Origin of the sequence: Sphingomonas alba (assembly GCF_023516555.1) — a bacterium.
In the GTDB taxonomy this organism is placed as follows: Bacteria; Pseudomonadota; Alphaproteobacteria; order Sphingomonadales; family Sphingomonadaceae; genus Sphingomicrobium; species Sphingomicrobium album.
In genome coordinates this window covers 1,515,972-1,533,353 of record NZ_JAMGBD010000001.1, presented here as the reverse complement: position 1 = coordinate 1,533,353, position 17,382 = coordinate 1,515,972, and the positions used below count along the sequence as shown (strand labels likewise).

At 63.5% G+C, this 17,382-nt stretch carries 21 protein-coding genes and 1 tRNA gene; 5 read left to right on the top strand and 17 right to left on the bottom strand.

The window, feature by feature from the left end:
- Positions 1-3: 3 nt before the first annotated feature.
- On the bottom strand, positions 4-237 hold the full coding sequence (locus LZ536_RS08050; RefSeq protein WP_249847923.1) for a hypothetical protein: 234 nt from the start codon (positions 235-237) through the stop codon (positions 4-6).
- A 161-nt stretch (positions 238-398) separates the two neighbouring features.
- Here LZ536_RS08050 and LZ536_RS08045 point away from each other — a divergent pair.
- A tRNA-Leu gene (locus LZ536_RS08045) sits at positions 399-485 on the top strand.
- A 123-nt stretch (positions 486-608) separates the two neighbouring features.
- On the opposite strand, the gene LZ536_RS08040 is transcribed toward LZ536_RS08045, so the two are convergent.
- From LZ536_RS08040 to LZ536_RS08025, 4 genes are all read right to left on the bottom strand, one after another.
- Positions 609-3,320 (bottom strand): carboxypeptidase regulatory-like domain-containing protein, encoded by a 2,712-nt coding sequence (locus tag LZ536_RS08040; protein WP_249847921.1) that lies wholly within the window; start codon positions 3,318-3,320, stop codon positions 609-611.
- 26 nt (positions 3,321-3,346) lie between these two features.
- Positions 3,347-4,162: a fimbrial biogenesis chaperone gene (locus LZ536_RS08035; RefSeq protein ID WP_249847919.1), complete on the bottom strand. Its 816-nt coding sequence runs from the start codon at positions 4,160-4,162 to the stop codon at positions 3,347-3,349.
- A 174-nt stretch (positions 4,163-4,336) separates the two neighbouring features.
- The gene (locus tag LZ536_RS08030) at positions 4,337-4,840 is read right to left on the bottom strand and encodes a DUF4402 domain-containing protein (protein ID WP_249847918.1); all 504 of its coding nucleotides are present in this window, start codon (positions 4,838-4,840) and stop codon (positions 4,337-4,339) included.
- Between the two features lie 152 nt (positions 4,841-4,992).
- A complete protein-coding gene (locus LZ536_RS08025) occupies positions 4,993-5,520 on the bottom strand; it encodes a DUF4402 domain-containing protein (protein WP_249847916.1) in 528 nt (175 codons plus the stop codon).
- 121 nt (positions 5,521-5,641) lie between these two features.
- Here LZ536_RS08025 and LZ536_RS08020 point away from each other — a divergent pair, with 121 nt between their 5' ends.
- Entirely contained in the window at positions 5,642-7,729 is a 2,088-nt protein-coding gene (locus LZ536_RS08020; RefSeq protein WP_249847914.1) for a transglycosylase domain-containing protein, read from the top strand.
- Here LZ536_RS08020 and LZ536_RS08015 read toward each other — a convergent pair.
- Entirely contained in the window at positions 7,679-8,416 is a 738-nt protein-coding gene (locus LZ536_RS08015; protein WP_249847912.1) for a M48 family metallopeptidase, read from the bottom strand. The genes LZ536_RS08020 and LZ536_RS08015 overlap by 51 nt on opposite strands.
- On the bottom strand, positions 8,373-8,810 hold the full coding sequence (locus tag LZ536_RS08010; protein ID WP_249847910.1) for a YcgN family cysteine cluster protein: 438 nt from the start codon (positions 8,808-8,810) through the stop codon (positions 8,373-8,375). The genes LZ536_RS08015 and LZ536_RS08010 overlap by 44 nt, the downstream gene beginning before the upstream one ends.
- A gap of 61 nt (positions 8,811-8,871) precedes the next feature.
- Here LZ536_RS08010 and LZ536_RS08005 point away from each other — a divergent pair, with 61 nt between their 5' ends.
- Complete coding sequence (locus tag LZ536_RS08005; protein ID WP_249847907.1) at positions 8,872-9,471, top strand: ankyrin repeat domain-containing protein; 600 nt, start codon at positions 8,872-8,874, stop codon at positions 9,469-9,471.
- Here LZ536_RS08005 and LZ536_RS08000 read toward each other — a convergent pair.
- The 10 genes from LZ536_RS08000 to LZ536_RS07955 all read right to left on the bottom strand — a co-directional run bounded on the left by LZ536_RS08000 (position 9,468) and on the right by LZ536_RS07955 (position 15,503).
- Complete coding sequence (locus LZ536_RS08000; protein WP_249847905.1) at positions 9,468-9,953, bottom strand: MmcB family DNA repair protein; 486 nt, start codon at positions 9,951-9,953, stop codon at positions 9,468-9,470. The two genes, LZ536_RS08005 and LZ536_RS08000, sit on opposite strands and share 4 nt — an antisense overlap.
- 72 nt (positions 9,954-10,025) lie before the next feature.
- The gene (locus LZ536_RS07995) at positions 10,026-10,682 is read right to left on the bottom strand and encodes a cell wall hydrolase (protein ID WP_249847903.1); all 657 of its coding nucleotides are present in this window, start codon (positions 10,680-10,682) and stop codon (positions 10,026-10,028) included.
- A 172-nt stretch (positions 10,683-10,854) separates the two neighbouring features.
- A complete protein-coding gene (locus LZ536_RS07990; protein ID WP_249847901.1) occupies positions 10,855-11,196 on the bottom strand; it encodes a DUF1491 family protein in 342 nt (113 codons plus the stop codon).
- Entirely contained in the window at positions 11,193-11,651 is a 459-nt protein-coding gene (locus LZ536_RS07985) for a PaaI family thioesterase (protein ID WP_249847899.1), read from the bottom strand. Before LZ536_RS07985 ends, LZ536_RS07990 begins: the two co-directional genes overlap by 4 nt.
- The gene (locus tag LZ536_RS07980; protein WP_249847897.1) at positions 11,641-12,105 is read right to left on the bottom strand and encodes a PTS sugar transporter subunit IIA; all 465 of its coding nucleotides are present in this window, start codon (positions 12,103-12,105) and stop codon (positions 11,641-11,643) included. The genes LZ536_RS07985 and LZ536_RS07980 overlap by 11 nt, the downstream gene beginning before the upstream one ends.
- Before the next feature lie 71 nt (positions 12,106-12,176).
- Positions 12,177-12,749 (bottom strand): ribosome hibernation-promoting factor, HPF/YfiA family, encoded by a 573-nt coding sequence (gene hpf, locus LZ536_RS07975; RefSeq protein ID WP_249847895.1) that lies wholly within the window; start codon positions 12,747-12,749, stop codon positions 12,177-12,179.
- A 58-nt stretch (positions 12,750-12,807) separates the two neighbouring features.
- Positions 12,808-13,506: a DNA polymerase III subunit epsilon gene (dnaQ, locus tag LZ536_RS07970; RefSeq protein ID WP_249847893.1), complete on the bottom strand. Its 699-nt coding sequence runs from the start codon at positions 13,504-13,506 to the stop codon at positions 12,808-12,810.
- Positions 13,507-13,513: 7 nt separating this feature from the next.
- On the bottom strand, positions 13,514-14,107 hold the full coding sequence (gene coaE, locus LZ536_RS07965) for a dephospho-CoA kinase (RefSeq protein WP_249847891.1): 594 nt from the start codon (positions 14,105-14,107) through the stop codon (positions 13,514-13,516).
- Complete coding sequence (locus LZ536_RS07960; protein ID WP_249847889.1) at positions 14,104-14,922, bottom strand: shikimate dehydrogenase family protein; 819 nt, start codon at positions 14,920-14,922, stop codon at positions 14,104-14,106. Before LZ536_RS07960 ends, coaE begins: the two co-directional genes overlap by 4 nt.
- Entirely contained in the window at positions 14,919-15,503 is a 585-nt protein-coding gene (locus LZ536_RS07955; protein ID WP_249847887.1) for a Maf family protein, read from the bottom strand. The genes LZ536_RS07960 and LZ536_RS07955 overlap by 4 nt, the downstream gene beginning before the upstream one ends.
- 304 nt (positions 15,504-15,807) lie before the next feature.
- Between LZ536_RS07955 and hemE the strand changes: the two genes are divergently transcribed.
- Both hemE and LZ536_RS07945 read left to right on the top strand, forming a co-directional pair.
- A complete protein-coding gene (hemE, locus tag LZ536_RS07950; protein ID WP_431357921.1) occupies positions 15,808-16,869 on the top strand; it encodes a uroporphyrinogen decarboxylase in 1,062 nt (353 codons plus the stop codon).
- Positions 16,866-17,318: a CopD family protein gene (locus LZ536_RS07945; RefSeq protein WP_249847883.1), complete on the top strand. Its 453-nt coding sequence runs from the start codon at positions 16,866-16,868 to the stop codon at positions 17,316-17,318. Before hemE ends, LZ536_RS07945 begins: the two co-directional genes overlap by 4 nt.
- Positions 17,319-17,382 lie beyond the last annotated feature (64 nt).

Here is a 17,382-nt window from a genome sequence, read left to right as displayed (position 1 = left end):
AAATTACTGGAATTCCACGAGTTTGGCTGGACGGCGATTGCCGTCCTGGTCGGTAATCACGGCCGCCGTCACCTTGTAGCCCTCCGGTTGTGGGGCCTCGCTCAGGGAAATCTTGGCGCCCGACAGAATGATCACGGTCGCCCGAGCACTGGCCGTGACCGGGCTGCGCGTGACATCCGTAGGGACGGGTGCGCCGGCACCGGCTGCCATCAGCGGCAAGGCGAGCCAAATGGACATGGCGGCAGGCATAAAGCACCGCAGTCAGTGTGGTAAGCAGGCTGTTTACCATTTGTCCCCGAATGGGACGGAAGCGGTGCCATTGCGCGGCGGGAAGTGCTTTGCTAGGGGCCGCGTCCTGCCAAGGCGCCGCGCGGTTCAGTGCGGCGCATTTCACGAGTGCGGTCGTGGCGGAATTGGTAGACGCGCAGCGTTGAGGTCGCTGTGGCCGAAAGGCCGTGGAAGTTCGAGTCTTCTCGACCGCACCAGCACACCCAGCCGGCATTCCGGGGGAATGTCGGACCGTGTGCTCCTCTTACAAAAGGCAACGGTGTAACCGACTGAGTGTTGCTGCGGAATATTCCTGCAACTGCGTCGCAATCTCGTGAAGCCTAGTGCAAAGTCGTGTTAGACGACTCTTTAACCATGTCTGCGCTGGCGATTTGCTGTGCGGGAACTACCCGAATGGCGCCCATCCGGACGACCGGCCTGGCGCTGGTGATGTCGGCGGAGGCGCTCAGCGCCTGGGCGACCTTGGCGACGCGGGCGGATTCAGCGGCAATCCGCACGCCATAGTGGCCGTAGGCGACCCTCTCAAAGAGGAAGAAGCCGTCAAAGTCGGTCCGGGCGGTCGCGACAACCTTGCCGGATGCGTCGAGCAGTTCGACATCAAGCCCCTCGAACCCATCCCCGCCGTCACGGACGATCGCGCCCTCGATATCGCCGGCCCCGACCAGCGGAATGTCGACCTCGGCGGCGATGCCCGGCCGCGGCGTGACCACCTGTAGCGCCTGGCGGGGCGCAAGCATGGGATCGGACAGGCTGGACGTATCGATCCCGACCGCCACCGGAACGTAATTGGAGAGCCCGGCGACCATCACTTCGCCGTGCGCGTCCGTGCCGTGCTCCGCCAGGCGGGAGCCGGTGGTGATGAGCGCGCCCTTTTCGAGCGGCTCATCGAGGTCGCGGCGGCCATTGTCGTTCAAGTCACGGTAAACACGCGCTTTTACGGCACCGGCATTGGCCAGCGTCTGTCGGGACAAGCCGAATCCGTGGCTCGGATCGAGCGAGAAATTGAGGTTGAAGCCCAGCGCCAGCGCGCCGTCGCTCGCCGCTTCACCGGTGACGGACAAAGCCATGGTGTCGAAACGGCGGATGTGCGTCAGCCGGGCGCGCGCGACACGGGTCAGCGCATCGTAAGACACGCCGGCTTCGAAATCTGCGTTTTGCGACGCCGACCAATATGCGGAACCTTCCGCGTTCTTGAACCGCGACTGAGGTTGGAACTCCCAGGTCGCCGTGCCGCGCAACCGTACCGGGCCAACGCGGCCCGATCCGATCAACGAGGTCTCGAGTTCGCCGGGCGGATCCGGCCCGCTGTCGGTAGACGCATAATTTCGCAGATAATGAACTTCGCCAGACAGGTTGAAACGGTTGATATGCGTGGACAATCGCCCGGCCGCCTCAAGATAGGAGGTGCCATCTGCTTTTTCTGTGTAACGGACGTCGGCATGGGCCGGGATGCTGGCACGGCCGATCTTGATGGGCGCATCGGCGGACAGCCGCGCTTCGTGGACGCTCTCGCGCCTGTCGCCTTCATAACGGAAATTGTTGGTAGCGATGGCTTCGGCGCTCAGCGCAACGTCGCCGAGCTTGGTCAGGACCTGGGCGCGGGCTGCGGTGCCGCCTTTTGTATCGCGCGCAGCCGAGACTTCGACCAGCGCCCGGCCGACGGAACGGCGCACCGAACCCTCGACATAGGTGAGGTTCTCATCGTCGAGCATGACCGCCTGGACCAGCAGCGCAACTGACGTCTTGGCGTCAATGCCGTGCGCGACAGCGACCGTTGCCTGAAGGTTCGGCCTGTTGGGATCGTCGGTAACATCCTGAAAATTAATAATATCCTTGCCGGGTTGATTGACGCCGGCCCAGTACCAGGTCTCGCCCTTGGGGACGTTGTCCTGGCCGACGTTGACGTTTTCAGTCCGCGTCCGAATCTGCCCTTGCGGCCCGTAGAGGACGATGTCGACCTGGTTGTCGCCATAGACCAGCTGGACGTCGTCAAAATGGTAACGCTCGTCATCGCCCGCCTCGGCAAAGCCCAACAATTGGCCGTTGCGATAGATTTCCGCCTCCCAACCCGCCGGCAAATCGCCCTCGAATCGCGTGCGGTCGAAAGCGGCCGGCTGGAACAGCGGCTGGTTGGTGACAGCGACACCGCGGCCGTTGATTCCCGGACCAAGCAGCTTGTCGTCATGGCCGGTGACGTCACCGACCTCGAAATGGGTCGCATTGAGCGGACCCAGGAGGCCACCGTCGGGGTCGGACCGGAAGGCTCGGAAACGGAAAACCTGGGGTTCGCCCTTGTCGTCACTGCCGACCTGGGCGGTGTAGGACAAGGTTGCGATCTCGCCTGCAGCGTAGACGGCGGCACGGCGGTCGATCTCGGTCCCGGTCGAGGCGCGATAGGTGACGCCGCCGCTGACGACAAAGTCGAGCGCCGGCGCGCGCCACAGGCGGTAAGGCAGCTTGACCTGCGGCAGCGACGAAAGCTCAAGGGACGCATTCTTCTTGATCGAAGCTGCCCGCTTCCGTCGCGCGATGGCTTCTTCGACCGGCAATTTCGCTTGTGATTCAAGGAGAAGAACCGATCCGCCGGTCCTTGGCACGACCTTGATCCCAAACCAGCGGCTGAGCGCATTGGTGTCGGCGCACCAGCCTTCCGGTACGTCGCGGATGGCGCCGGCGGGTAGCGTTTCACTCAGCGTGCCGAACTGCACCTTGCCGGCCGCGCGGTCGATAGAGATCCGATTCGCCTCCTTGAAGGCCCAGCCTTTGGCCGTCTTCGAATCGAGATCGATGTGCATCGGCACGTCGAGCGTGGTCAGGAAGTCGCCGAGGATGATGCAGGTCCCTTCGGGCGTCGGATAGGCGCGGACACCGTCGCCCAGGCGTTGCTGGCGGATGCTGACATCGAGGAGGAACTGGTCATCCGGCTCGGCCGCCCATCCGCTGAGATTAGGTGTAGACGCGCCAATGGCGCCGGCAGAAGCCAGCGCCATGAAGGTAAGCGCGGTGCGCCCCCAGTCGCGGATGCGGCCCACGGCCGTTCCCCCGTCCTCCCGAGAACCTAGCGGAGGACCGTCTTGGTTTCGGCGAGCGAGACCGGGCCGGCGTCGCTGCTTTCGACGAAATCGACGGTGACCGGACCGGCGGCGGGCCCGGCATAGTCTGGATTGACCGGAATGGTCATGTGCCGCACGCCAACCTCGGTGTAGACGGCGACCCCGCGCTGGATCGCGATTGGGTCCTTCACGCCGGCCTTGAAAACACGGACATCACCGAAGACGGATCGATCGCCGGCCCGCGTAAGGTCCAAGGAAACGGCGGATTTCCCATCTTTTTGGGTCAATTGGACATTGGCGATGCCGGCTTTCGCCTGCAGGTTGCCCATTCGGATGACGACGGGGATGGTAACGCCGTAGACAGGGATCAGCTCGAACGCGATGCCCTTCACTTCCCTGGGCGCGGTGACCGGGCGCGGCGGGGGGACGGCGCGGAACAGCAGGTGCGCACGATATTCGCCGTCGGGCAGCCCTTGGGGGGCGCGAGCGGAAATGCGGATGGTTTGCGGTTCGTTGGGTGCGATGGTCACCCGGCGCGGCGCGTAGAAGATCATGTCCTTCGCGGCGTTTTCCCGATCATTGGGCTGGGCGACCTCTTCCAGGCTGCCGTCCTCCTTCATCCTCCGGAATTCGACAGAGATGCGATAGGTCGCCACCTCGTCGCCAATGTTACTGAGGACAACTTCGGCTCCCCGCGAGCCATTGAGGATAATGCGGGTCGGAGCGACCAGCAGGTCGCCGATGCCGGCCTGGGCGGGAATCGAGGACAACAGGGCCAGCGGCAAAGCGAGTGCGGCGGCGATCCGATTTACGATGGTCATGTAAGCCAACTCCGAACGATCCGTTTCGGAGGGAACATTGACCGGAAATGGTTTATTTTGGGCTAACCATAAGCCGTATTGCCGCCGAATGCGGCAGGTATGAAAAAAGGGGCCGCCGGATCGCTCCGGCGGCCCCTCGCGCAAGGCCGGCGAACCGGCCTCCTGGTCTGCGGCTTAGTTGTAGTCGACCTGGACGTCGACGGTGCCGGTATAGACGCCGTCAATCGTGGTCGGAGCAATGTCGATGGAGCCGCCGATCGGGAAGTCCTTGCCCGGGGCGCCCGAGTTGGTCAGCACAACGCTGTTGGCGCCGACCGGGGTCAGCGTCAGCGAACCGGAGTTCGAACCGGTCAGCGTCGAGGTGTTCTTGATGATGTTGACGGTCTGGCCGTTCGTGCCCGTCACATTGTAGGTGACGAACGAACCGGTCGTGTCACACACCAGCTCGACGGCGCAGGTGATCGAGCCGTCCGGGTTGACCGTAACCGTGCGGTTGGCGGTCACATTGTTCATAACGATCGTGCCGAAGTTGAGCGAACCGGTGGCGGTCAGCGTCAACGGCCGGATGATGCGAGCCGTGGCCGACGGCGCAGCGCCGGTAACCGACGTCGCGGCAAACGCCGGGGCGGTGCCCAGCAGAGCAGCGGCAACGGCCGCAATCTTCACAAACTTGGTCATGGCAATTTCCCCACGTGATTCCAAAATAGAACGGGCCGACGGTCGACCCGTCCATCCGTGATTTCGGAATTAACCTAGACCGCTTACGGCTTTGCTCAGCGACATGGTTAAAGGACTGTTAGGTTTTCCACCGTTCCGGACCAGTCTGTTCCTCAGAGGTAATCAACCGTGATCGGGATGTCGCCGCGGAAGTCGCCGTCAGCATTGGATTCAATGTGCAGCGCGCCGCCGAAACGGAATTGCAGCATGCCTTCCGAATCGAGCCTCGGCGCCGATTGCAGGTCGGTGACCAGCGAATCGAGCCGGATCGTCCCGCCGCGAATTCCGTGGAGCGTGATTGCGGTTGGCATATCGACCCGCACGAACCGGCCCGGCTCACCATGGACCATCGCCGTGCCGACCATTGCGCGACCGGATATGGCGCCGACCGATCCCGATATCGTCGATGAGCCGTCCGGCTGCAACTGGACGGACCCCGGACTATTGTCGCGAACGACCAGCTGGTCGAAGTCCAGCCTGGCCTCGATCTCAATGCGCATATTGTCCGAATCGGCGCTCGTGATCGTCTGGGTCGAGGGAGTCGCGCAAAGACGGCATTGAGCCGGTGCCGGCCCGGACATGCCAAGCGCCCCGGCAAGCAGGGCGCCAAACGACAGCAGGGCAATACGTCGGCCCGTCATGGGATGAGCCCTACGCCGGACAGCTTTGCCAAATGGTTAAGGCGCCCTTCACCATGAATGCAGCAGCCGTGGACGCCTGCCGCTTGCGGCGCAGTCACAAGCTTTCTATCGATTCTACTGCATGGCCCGAACCGCCAAGACCAAGAGCGGACTGTTCAAGACCGCGTTGAAATATGTGCTGGCGGTAGGCGTCCTCGGCGTCCTGGCGCTTGGCATTGCCGTCTTCGTCGCCGTCGGGCAGTTGCCCGATTATGGCGAGCTGACGAAGCGCAGCAACCTCGGCCAGATGATCCGCGTCCGCGCCTCCGACGGAACGGTGCTGGTGTCGATGGGCCCAAATCTCGGCCGCTGGCTTACCTACAACGAGATTCCGGCGACGATGCGCTCGGCAATGATCGCGGTCGAAGACAAAAGATTTCGCAGCCACCTCGGCGTTGATCCGATCGGCATGGCCCGGTCCGTCAAGGTTCGTGTCCAGACCGGACATTGGCGGCAGGGCGGCTCTACGATCACCCAACAGCTCGCGCGCAACATCTTCCTGACCAACAGCCGCACCTTCGGCCGCAAGATCAAGGAAGGCGTGCTAGCTCTCGCGCTCGAGCGGAAATATTCGAAGGACCAAATCCTCGAGCTTTACCTCAATCGCGTCTATTTCGGCGGCGGCGCCTACGGCATCGATGCGGCCAGCCGCACCTTTTTCGGCCATGGCGCCGATCATTTGAGCCTTGGCGAAGCGGCGATCATCGCCGGCCTCGTCAAAGCGCCGTCAAACTATTCGCCGACCGCGGACGTCGAAGCCGCCCGTGGCCGCGCCAGCGTAGTCTTGAATTCGATGGTCGAGAATGGCTTCCTCTCGCCGTCCGCGGCTGCAGGCGTCGACACCGCGGCGATCCGGGTCCAACCCGCGGCCAAGCAGAACAGCGTTCGCTATTTCACCGACTGGGCGCTACCCCAGCTCGATACGTTGATCGACGACTCGTCCGAGCCGATCGATGTCTGGACGACGCTCGACACGCGCATGCAGGCGGCGGCGGACCGCGCCATCAATGGCTTCGCGCCCGGTGGGGCGCAGGGTGCACTCGTTTCCATCGACCGGGACGGCGCCGTCCGAGCCATGATCGGTGGCCGCGATTATGTCGATTCCATCTACAACCGGGCCACCCAGGCCGAGCGCCAGCCTGGCTCCTCGTTCAAGCTGTTCGTTTACCTGACCGCGCTCGAGAACGGCATGAAGCCGACCGACACGATGGTCGACAAACCGGTCGACATTGATGGTTGGAGGCCACGCAACTCGACCCGCAGCTTCGCCGGCACGGTGACACTGCGCGAGGCGTTTTCCCGCTCGATCAACACGATCAGCGCACAGATCGGCCAGCAATATGGCTTCAGCACCATCGCCAACATGGCGCAGCGCTTCGGCATCGGCAGCAAGATTTCGACCTATCCGTCGATGGTGCTGGGAACGAGCGATGTCCGGCTGATCGATATGACGCGAGCCTTTGCATCCGTCAGCAATCGCGGCGTTTCGGTGATGCCCTATGCAATCCGCAAGGTGGTCACCGCCGACGGACGGCTGCTTTACCAGCATGATCGATCAGAAGGCCGCGTGCTGGTCGCGCCGTGGGTCGCGGCCGGTATGACCGACTTGCTGCAGTCGGCGGTTTTGTCCGGGACCGGTCGTGCCGCCAACATCGGGCGCCCGGTGGCCGGCAAGACCGGCACGACGCAGTCGAACCGCGACGGCTGGTTCATCGGTTTCTCCAGCGGACTTACAACAGGCGTCTGGATGGGACGCGACGACGCAAAGGCAATCCCTGGCCTGCAGGGCGGCACCGCACCGGCGCGCGCGTTCGCCAGCTTCATGTCCGCCGCCGTCGCCAATCGCCCGGTCGAGCAGTTCGAAACCAATGTTCCCATGCCCGACTGGCAGCTCGAGCCGGACGAAGAGGGCTGGGACGCGCCCTATCAATATGAAGGCAATGCCCAGGTCGATGAGAATGGCATGAGCATAGCGCCGCCGTCTGACCCGCTGGCACCCGTGCCTCAGCCTGGCCAGCAGGGCGCGCCGGACCAGACCGAACTGGACCGGATCTTCAACAGCCCGCTGCCACCCCGTGAACAACGGCCGCCGCCGCCGCCGCCGCAGCAGCAGCCACCGTCAAACGCTGCCGATCCGCTTCAGCCCCGGCCCGATCCGTCGCAACAATAGCCGCGCCGTTTCGGCGTCGCCCTCGAACAGCTCCGCCTCCAACGCTTTGAAGGCCGGACCGTGGTTCATGTGAATGCGGTGCGCGACCTCATGCGCGACCACCCAGCGGCGAACCGCTGGCGGGGCAAGCACCAACCGCCAGTTGTAGCGGATGCTGCCCGAGGCTGAGCAACTGCCCCAGCGGGACCCAGCGTCGCCGATGCTCACGCGGCGAACACTGACACCGGCGCGCCGGGCACAATCCGCGGTGTCGTCCGAGAGGAGGTCACGCGCTCGAGTCCGAAGCCAACGCTCGATCCGTTGGGGAAAGGACTCGACAGGGCCACCGCAGGAGAGTCTTCCTACTGCAAACGCAGGGGTGCGCGGCCCGCCGTCGATCCATTCGAGCCGCACTTCCGAACCCTCCACGGGAATCATTGCGCCCGGAGCCAAGCCGACAGGGGCCGTTCTGTTCGAGAGCTGGGCATCGACCCAGGCGCGCTGGCTGGCCGCCCAGTCAAGCGCGGATCGCCGGCTTCCGCGTGGCGGCACCGTCAGCAACAGCAGCTCGCGTCGTTCGTCCAGCCTCAGCTTCAAGCGTCGGGCGCGTGGATGAACCCGAATCGCAATCGGCAATGGTAGTCGAGGGTCGTGGAACAGGGATTCAGAGCGGCCGGTCGACAAGGTGCCACTCCAGGTCGCCCGCATCGACTTCGCTGACCGTCCAGCCACGGGTCGACTGCCCCGCCTCATGCACGGTCTCGCGGCTACCCGAGATCAAATAGTGCCAGTCGGGCAGTGGTTCTCCCGCCGCACGCAACTTGTAGGCGCAGGTCGATGGCAGCCATTCAAGCTCCTCAAGCTTGTCTTTCTTCAAGACGACGCAGTCGGCGACGCGCTTCTTGCGATGCGCGTAATCGGTGCAACGGCCGTTGCGACGGTCGAGTAGTTCGCAGGCGACATTGGTCGCGTAGAGGTCGCCGGTGTCCTCGTCCTCGAGCTTATGGACGCAGCAGCGACCACAGCCGTCGCACAGGGCTTCCCACTCACCGCGATCGAGCGCGGACAAGGGCTTTTCCCAAAAGGGTTTTCGCTCGTTCATCGACGGTGTAGCCATGCGGTGCCAAGGAAGCGCAATCAAGAGCAAACGGGGTTTGGTAAGTATGCATCGTCTCGTCCGATCTTTCGTCATAGCCGGGGCTTTGCTGGCGTCGGCCCCCACCGCTGCACAATATGGGGGATCCGACGGCGAGGCGTTCGTAAAGGCAATGCACGACGGCGATGGCGGCAAGGCTCTCGAGCTTATCAACAAGCCTGGCTCGACCGTGGTCAATTACCGTGGCGGCGACGGCGATGCCGCGCTCCACATCGCCATGCACAATCGCAACCCGAATTGGGTGGGCTTCCTGCTGTCAAAGGATGCCGATCCAGACATCGGCGACAAGAATGGCGACACGCCGCTGATCATTGCCGCGCGCATCGGCTTTACCGAAGGCGCGGCGCGCATGCTGATGAAACATGCGCAGGTGGATAAGACCAACAAGCTTGGAGAGACGGCGCTGATCGTGGCGGTCCAGGCCCGCCAGTCCCCAATCGTCAAGATGCTCCTCGAGGCCGGCGCGGACCCGGACCTGGCGGACCATGCGAGCGGCTACACTGCTCGCGAATATGCGAAACGCGACAATCGGTCGAAAGACATCGTTACGCTGATCGAGACCGTGAAATCAGCCAAGAAGGCGACCGTAGGTCCGGTTAGGCCCTAGCTTCCTTCGCCGAGCGTCGGATCGATCTGCGCCGACAGGCGCCGTGCTGCACGGCGTGCAAAGCGCAAGGTCTCCGCCTTTCGCCGGGCCGGCGCCAGCGGGCGGTCCATGGCTTCGCGGAGGATGACCGCGTCATAGCGGTCGGCAACAAGCAACCCCGCCTCACCCGGCAGGAAATGCTCGCTCTCGAGGATCGCACAGAGGTGTTCCGGCACCGCCCAGAAGAAGCGATCGCAATAGTCGAGATAGTCCCGCCATTTGGCATCGCCGACCAAATCCGCCTTGCTGACCTTGATTTCGACGATCGCCAGCTGGCCCTTCGAGTCGATCGCCATGAGGTCCGCGCGCCGGCCGTTTGGCAGCGGAACCTCGCACATGGCGAACCAGTCACGCCGGCAAAACAGCCGCGTGACGCCGCGCGCAACTTCGGCGGCGACGGGAGGCTGGTCGACGAAGCAATCGGGAATCGGGGCGGAACTCATACGCCCTGATTAGAATAAAACGGGAACGCAGCCAATCCGAGAGGATTAGCGAGTCCCCGTTTTAGCCCTCAATCAGCGGTAGAAGACGTGGTTGCCGATGCTGGCAACGCGAGTCAGGCGCCAGTGCGGCGACACGCGCTTGGCGTGGAAGAACAAGGCGCCGGGAGCTGCCGAATCCTTCAGGTCCTGATCGACGATCTGGGCGATCGCAACCGCATTTTGCCATTGGCGGCTGCTCCGCGCGATCGCAGGCCATGAACGCCCGGACACGAAGCTGAACTGGCCGCGCTGGAAGAGCACTCCGCAATAAGACGAGGGGAACCTGCCGCCGCTGTGCGCGCGGTTGGCGATCACTTCGCCGACGGCCAGCTGGCCAGCCAGCGGCTCACTCTTCGATTCGAAATAGATGCCGACGGCCAGGCACTCGCGTTCGCGGCTGCCGGGATCGTCATTGCGGTACTGGGCGACGAGGCTGGCCAAATCCATGCTCGGCTTGGCCGTGTCATTGTCTTGGTCCGAATCGTCGCCGTCCTCCTTCGCCAACGGAGCGAGAGGATCGGGCGATGTCAGCATTTCATTGTCGAGCGTCTGGACGACAGCCGGGACGGGCATCACGCCGGAACCTGCTGCGATCAGCGGCTCAGCGTCCTGAGTGACCTGTGCCGGCGCGACCGATGAAGCGGACAGCGCGGCGAGCACGGTGATGGCCGACCGGATGGAAAACGTCATTAAGCTTGATCTTTGTGGCGGTCGTCGGCCCGACTAGCGCTGGGACAATCTAACGCGTCCCTTTTGTGCGCCTGGGCGTCTTACCGTCTGCGTGGCACCTCAAAGGCCGAATTGCCGGATGGGTGCCCCCCGCTCTGGTGTTGCCCCCGTTTCGGCTGGCATTCCCTAAGTATCAACCCGCAGCGGTCGTTTCAGCGATGAATCGTTGCGCATCCGCGATGTCCAGTTCCAGAATCCAGCAATCCGGGTCGATCTGGGACGCTTTTTTCACCCATTCGCGCCAATCCGAGCCTTCTTCCACGACAGATGAAGGAACTTCCGTCCAGCGATAGGAAAAGTCGGCTGCCATGCGTCGCTCCAGCAGGGCCCGCATTTCGCCGCGCTCTGCGATCAAAAGGCTGATGGTGCCGCGATCAGTATCCCCTTTGTGGAGGATGGAAGCGAACCCGCCTTCTCCCTGCACGCGGCGGATCAGCGCCGACACCTCCACCCCGGACGGCAGCCGCTCACTCAAGACGCGCGATATCCCTTGAGGCTGGTCAGCGCGATGTGCGAGCGGAGGAATGTGCCGGTACCGCGTGCGCACTCTTCACCTGAGGAATCGACAATCCGCGCCTCGGCGACAAATACGCGGCGGCGACCCGAAATCCAGCGGCCCTCTGCAACGGCCCCGCCTGCCTTCAACGGCTTTGTGAAGTGCAAGTTGAAGGCGGTCGTCAGCAGGAACCGGTCGCTGACCAGGCCATTGGCCGCGTAAAAGGCGGCGTCGTCCAGCATCTTGAAATAGAGGGTGCCGTGCGCGGCGTTGGCGGCGTGAAAAGCGTCGCCCTTCACCTCAAATTTGATCAGGGACTGGCCCGCCTTGGGCAGCTCGATCCGCGATTCGAACAGGTGGTTGATCGGCGCCGAATCATAAAGCGCCTCGAGCGCGCGCAAATGGGCCTCGGCGCCCGTCGCTTCAGGCGGCATCGCGCTCGTCGGCACCCATGAGCACGGCCGCGAAAGCGTCCCGGCTGCGTGCGCCCCGCAGTTTCTCCAGTGTCGGTCCGTGGCGTACGACGCGGCTGACCGCGGCCAGCGCCTTCAGATGCTCTGCCCCCGCTTCGGGCGGCGACAACAGCAGGAAGACAAGGTCGACAGGCTGGCCGTCGATCGCCTTGTAATCGAGTGGTTCGGACAGGCGCGCGACCATCGCATAGATACGCTTCAGTCCGTCGACCTTGCCGTGCGGAATGGCGACGCCATTGCCGAACCCAGTCGAGCCCAGGCGCTCGCGTTCCGCGACCGTTTCGATGATCGCGTCCGGTTCAAGTTCCAGGCGCGTTCCCGCCATCTGGCCAAGCATCTGCAGCAGCTTGCGCTTGTTGCCGCCTGGCAGTCCGACACGAATGGCTTCGAAGTCGAGAAAGTCGGTGAGATGCATCGTTCAGGACATTCTTCAAAGGACCGGCAATAACGCGCCGGATCGTCATTTAGGACCGACGTGGCGGAATGTCATTCCGTGCGCGGTTCGACCCACCCGATCGTGCCATCGTCTCGGCGATAGACCATGTTCAGTGCGCCGCTCTTCATGTTCTTGAACATCAGCGCATTGGTGTTCCTGAGGTCGAGCATCATCACCGCGTCCGATACCGTAGCGTCGGGAATGTCGACCCGAGTCTCGGCTATGATCGCCGGGCTCGTCGGCGGTTCTTCCGCCGGCTGCGGCGGCGCGAAGATGGTGTAGCCGGCATCCTCGACCAGTTCGGGAACGGCGTTGTCATTGCCGTTTCGGCGCTCGCGAAGGCGCTTCATATAGCGGCTCAACTGCCGCTCAATCTTTTCAGCGGCACCTTCAAAAGCAATGCGGGCTTCGTCCGCCCGACCCGATGCCTTCAACACCACGCCCTGGGGAACAGGTGCGACAATTTCGCAGGTGAAATCGCCGTACGGGCCCTTTCCGAACGTGACGTTGGCGGTGATGGCGCGATCGAAATATTTGTCGGCAATCGCCTCGATCCGCTCGTTCACCCTCGACTGCAAAGTTTCGCCGGTTTCGACCTGATGGCCCGCCACTCGAACCTGCACCTTTTGCGTTCCTTTCTGCGTCCAGCGGGCGGCGAAAAAGCCGCCGTCCGCGCTGCCGTCAAATCGGAGCGAGGAAACGCTCCCACAAAGGACTGGTCAGCTTAGCTATAAAGCTGCGGTGCCGCGTCCGTTCCTCTTCCGAAGGCGCATGCGGGCGCGGTTCACGCACGACTCGTTCCACTTGCACGGTCGCGACGGATTCAATCTCGACAGCAGCGGTCGTCGCACCAAGCGACAGGCCGATCTGACGGCCGCCCGTGAGCTCTACGTAGACCTGGGCGAGCAGCTGGGCATCGAGCAGGGCGCCGTGCTTGACGCGCTGGCTGCGGTCGACGCCGAAACGCGTGCACAGGGCATCGAGACTGTGTTTGGCGCCAGGATGCTTTGACCGCGCCAGGACCAGAGTATCGATCATGCGGCTGAGACAGACGGGATCGCGGGCGCAGCGCTCCAGCTCGTGATTCAGGAAGCCAAAATCGAAGCTCGCGTTATGCGCGATCAGCGGCGAATCGGCGATGAACTCCAGCAGCTCCTCCGCCTTGTCGGCGAAGAGTGGCTTGTCGGAGAGGAAAATGTCGGAGAGGCCGTGCACCGCCTCAGCTTCGCTCGGCATCGGCCGCTGCGGGTTGAAATAGGCATGGTACGTGCGGCCGGTCTCGACTCGGTTGATCATTTCGATGCAGCCGATTTCGACCAGTCGGTCGCCACCCGCCGGGTTGAGGCCGGTGGTCTCCGTGTCGAAAATGATTTCCCGCATATCGTGCTTATCGCGCTCCGGAGAGGCCGAGGCAAGCAAGGATAGTCCTGACCTGATTGCGGGTTTCCTCGTGGCTGACGCCGGTGTCGACCACGAAGTCCGCTCGCTCGCGCTTTTGCTCGTCGGGAAGCTGTCGCGCCAACAGCCCTTCAAGCTTGGCGGCGGTCATGCCGTCGCGCTGCATGACGCGTTCGCGCTGAACCTCGGCCGGAGCGGAGACGACAACCACCTTGTCGAAGGCCCTCTCGCCGTGAGTCTCGTACAGCAGTGGAATTTCGAACAACAAAGCCGGCGCATGTCGGTTCGCCTCGATGAAGTCCTCGCGAGCCTGCGCCACCGCCGGGTGGACGATACATTCCAGTGCAGCCAGCTCGTCGCGGTCGGCCAGCACCAGTGCCGAAAGCCGTTCCCGGTCGACGCCGCCGTCAACCACGGAGTCGGGAAAACGCTGGCCGATCGGTCCGACCAGGCTACCGCCCGGGCCCTGCATGCGGCGCACTTCCGCATCGGCATCGAAAACTGGAATTCCCGCTTCGGCGAACATCGCCGCGACCGTCGACTTGCCCATGCCGATGGAGCCGGTGAGCGCAATCTTGATCATGGCCTGAGTGCCTTCACCAACTCGCCGTCGAACTGCCGCGGCGCCTGAGCCCCGAATAATAGCATGAAACTCGCCGCGGCCTGCTCGACGAGCATGGCGATCCCGTCCGTCGCCGCCAGCCCACGCTCGCGTGCCGACTTCAACAACGGCGTTTCGACCGGGTCGGTCACCAGGTCGAAGACGAAGCCCTTGGCCGGCATGCGCGAAATGTCGATGGTGAAGGGCTCGACGCCCACCATTCCGAGCGGGGTGGCATTGATGAGACCCTCGGTGTCGATCGGCCGGTCGAAAGGCGATGGCTCGATCGCCAGCCCGAATTCGACTGCGAGCTTGTAAGCCGCTGACATGTCCCGTGCTTGAATCCTGACGCCCGTGTATCCCAAAGTGCGCACCGCAACGAGCACGGCGCGAGCTGCTCCGCCATTGCCGAGCAGGGTAATGCCGCCGGGAACACCCTGCTTCATCCGCGTGCCAAGGACCTGCAGTACGCCGCCGACGTCGGTATTGCCGGCCAGCAGCTTGCCCTCCTTGGCAACCAGCAGGTTGGCGGCGCCGGCCGCGATTGCCCGGTCGCTGGCTTCCTCCGCCAGCATGATAGCGTCCAGCTTCAGCGGCATGGTGACATTGCAACCGCGCCACGCCGGATCCTGGCGGCGACCGGCGATGAAGTCCTCGAGCCCGTCACGGGTGACTCTCGTCGATCTATATTCGCCTGCCAGTCCCAGCTTCGCGAGCCAGAAATTGTGGATCGCCGGCGATTTCGACTGGATGATCGGATCGCCAATGACCTCAGCGAACCCAAGGTTTGACGTCATGACGCCATCAGGCCGCGCTCGCGCAGCGCGCCGAGCAGAGGCAGTAGCGGCAGGCCAAGGATCGTGAAATGATCGCCCTCGACCTCGTCGAACAAGGTGACGCCGAGTCCCTCCATTCGGAACACGCCGACGCAATAGGAAACATCGGGCCATTCCGCGTCCAGGTAGGCCTGGATGAATTCCTCGCTCAGTGGTCGGAAGTGCAAGACGGCATCCGAAATATGATTCCACTCGAGTTCGCCATTGCGGGCCAGCGCGACGGCGCTCACCAGCCGCATCGCCTTTCCTGAGAAGTGAAGGAGATGGTCGGCCGCATCGTCACGATCCCGCGGCTTCATGAAGCGCCGGCCTTCGACCGACACAACGGAATCGCCGCCGATGACCCAGTCGCCAGAGTGCCTGGTGCTGACCTCGGCGGCCTTGGCTTCGGCGAGCGACAATGCCAGTTCGAAGTCATGGCCGGCATGGGTCGCCTCGATCCGCGCTTCATCGACATCGGGTCGCTCGACCCTAAAGGAGACGCCCGCTTGCTCCAGCAGGGCACGCCTTATGGCGCTGGAAGAGGCAAGGATCAGTGTCATGGCGCGAGAGGAATAACCCTGTGGATAAGCCAGTGCGCTGCCCTAGCGCGGAAGTGGGGACGCTCCAAACCTGCGTGCGCCGCAGCATAAGCCGGGTTCGGCTCCCGATTCCGCCCACAGGCAGAGAGGAATCGCCCCCAAGCTGTGAATCATGGGAGTGGCGCCACGCGACTCGCCGGAATCGCGCGATTCGCGCCTTTTGCCTCTCTGTTGGCAAATCGCGGAGGCCTGCTTAAACCCCGCGACTTCGGCCCCATCAACAACATCATCTCTCCTTTAAATATATATCTAAGAAAGAAAGAGGTTGGCGCCCTTGCCAGAGTCCGTTCCTCCCAGCCCGAGCGACAAGCCATTGCTCGCCGTGCTCAAGGGTGAGCGCCGCGACCCGCCACCCATCTGGATGATGCGACAGGCCGGCCGCTACTTGCCCGAATATCGCGCGTTGAGGGCCGACAAGGGCGGCTTCCTCGACCTCGTCTATGACAGTGAGGCGGCGGCGGAGGTCACGCTCCAGCCTCTGCGTCGTTACCCCCAGCTCGACGGCGCAATCCTGTTTTCCGACATTCTCATCGTCCCGTTCGCGATCGGACAGGAACTGAGCTTCGTCGCCGGCGAAGGGCCGCGACTGGCGCCGACGATGCTCGATGCGCGCATGCGGGACCTGGAACCGCATATGGAGCGCCTCCAGCCCATCTATGAGACGGTGCGACGGGTGAAGGCGGAGTTGTCGCCCCAGACGACTTTCCTGGGCTTTGCCGGCAGTCCCTGGACCGTCGCCACCTACATGATCGCCGGCCAGGGCAGCCGCGAGCAGGCCGAAGCGCGGCGCCTGGCTTATTCCGATCCCGGCAAGTTCGATGCCATCCTCGATATGATCGCAATGGTGACGGTCGATTATCTCAGCGGCCAGATCGAAGCGGGCGTCGATGCGGTGCAATTATTCGACAGCTGGTCGGGAAGCCTCGCGCCGGCACAGTTTGAGCGCTTCGTCATCGCCCGCACTGCCTGGATCGTGGCGGAGCTCAAAAAGCGCCATCCCAAGATCCCGGTGATCGGCTTCCCGCGAGGTGCCGGGGGCAAGCTCGGAGCCTATGCGCGCGAGACTGGCGTGGATGCGATCGGCGTGGATGAGACTGCGGACCCCAATTGGGCGAACCGCGAACTGCCGCAAGGCATGCCGGTGCAGGGGAACCTCGACCCGTTGGCGCTGATCGGTGGCGGCGCGCCACTTTCGGACGCGGTGCAGCGCGTCCTTGACGCTTTTTCCGGCCGCCCCCACATATTCAACCTGGGGCACGGCATTCAGCAGGATACCCCTCTCGCCCATGTCGAGGAGTTGATGCGCCAGGTGAAGGGCGGGGAATGAGTCAGTTCATCGGCTTCCTGGGCGCGGCTTATCCATGGGTGAAGGCGGCGCACGTCACGTTCGTCATCTTCTGGATGTCGGGCCTGTTCCTGCTGCCACGGTTCTACGTCTACCACCATGCGACGACCCCCGGCTCAGCCGAGGACCGCGCCTGGATCGAGCGTGAGGACCGGGCGCGGACCATCATCCTTGGCCCTGCTATGCTGGTGACCTGGGTCCTGGGCCTGATGCTGGCCGTCCATGTGGATGCGTTCCACCAGGGCTGGTTCATCGCCAAGTTCGCACTGGTGGTGGGCCTGTCGGGCTACCAGGGCTGGATCAGCGCCTATGGCAAGAAGCTGGCCAATGGCATGCGGCCGCTCGAGAACCGGACTCTGAGGATCATGAACGAGATTCCCGGCATTGCCGTGGCGCTGATCGCAGTGTTGGTGATTGTTCGTCCGTTTTGACGGCCTGTCCCGATTGACTCAGGGTTGAGCCAGACCTAACGCCCGATTCAAACGGCCGCGCCGG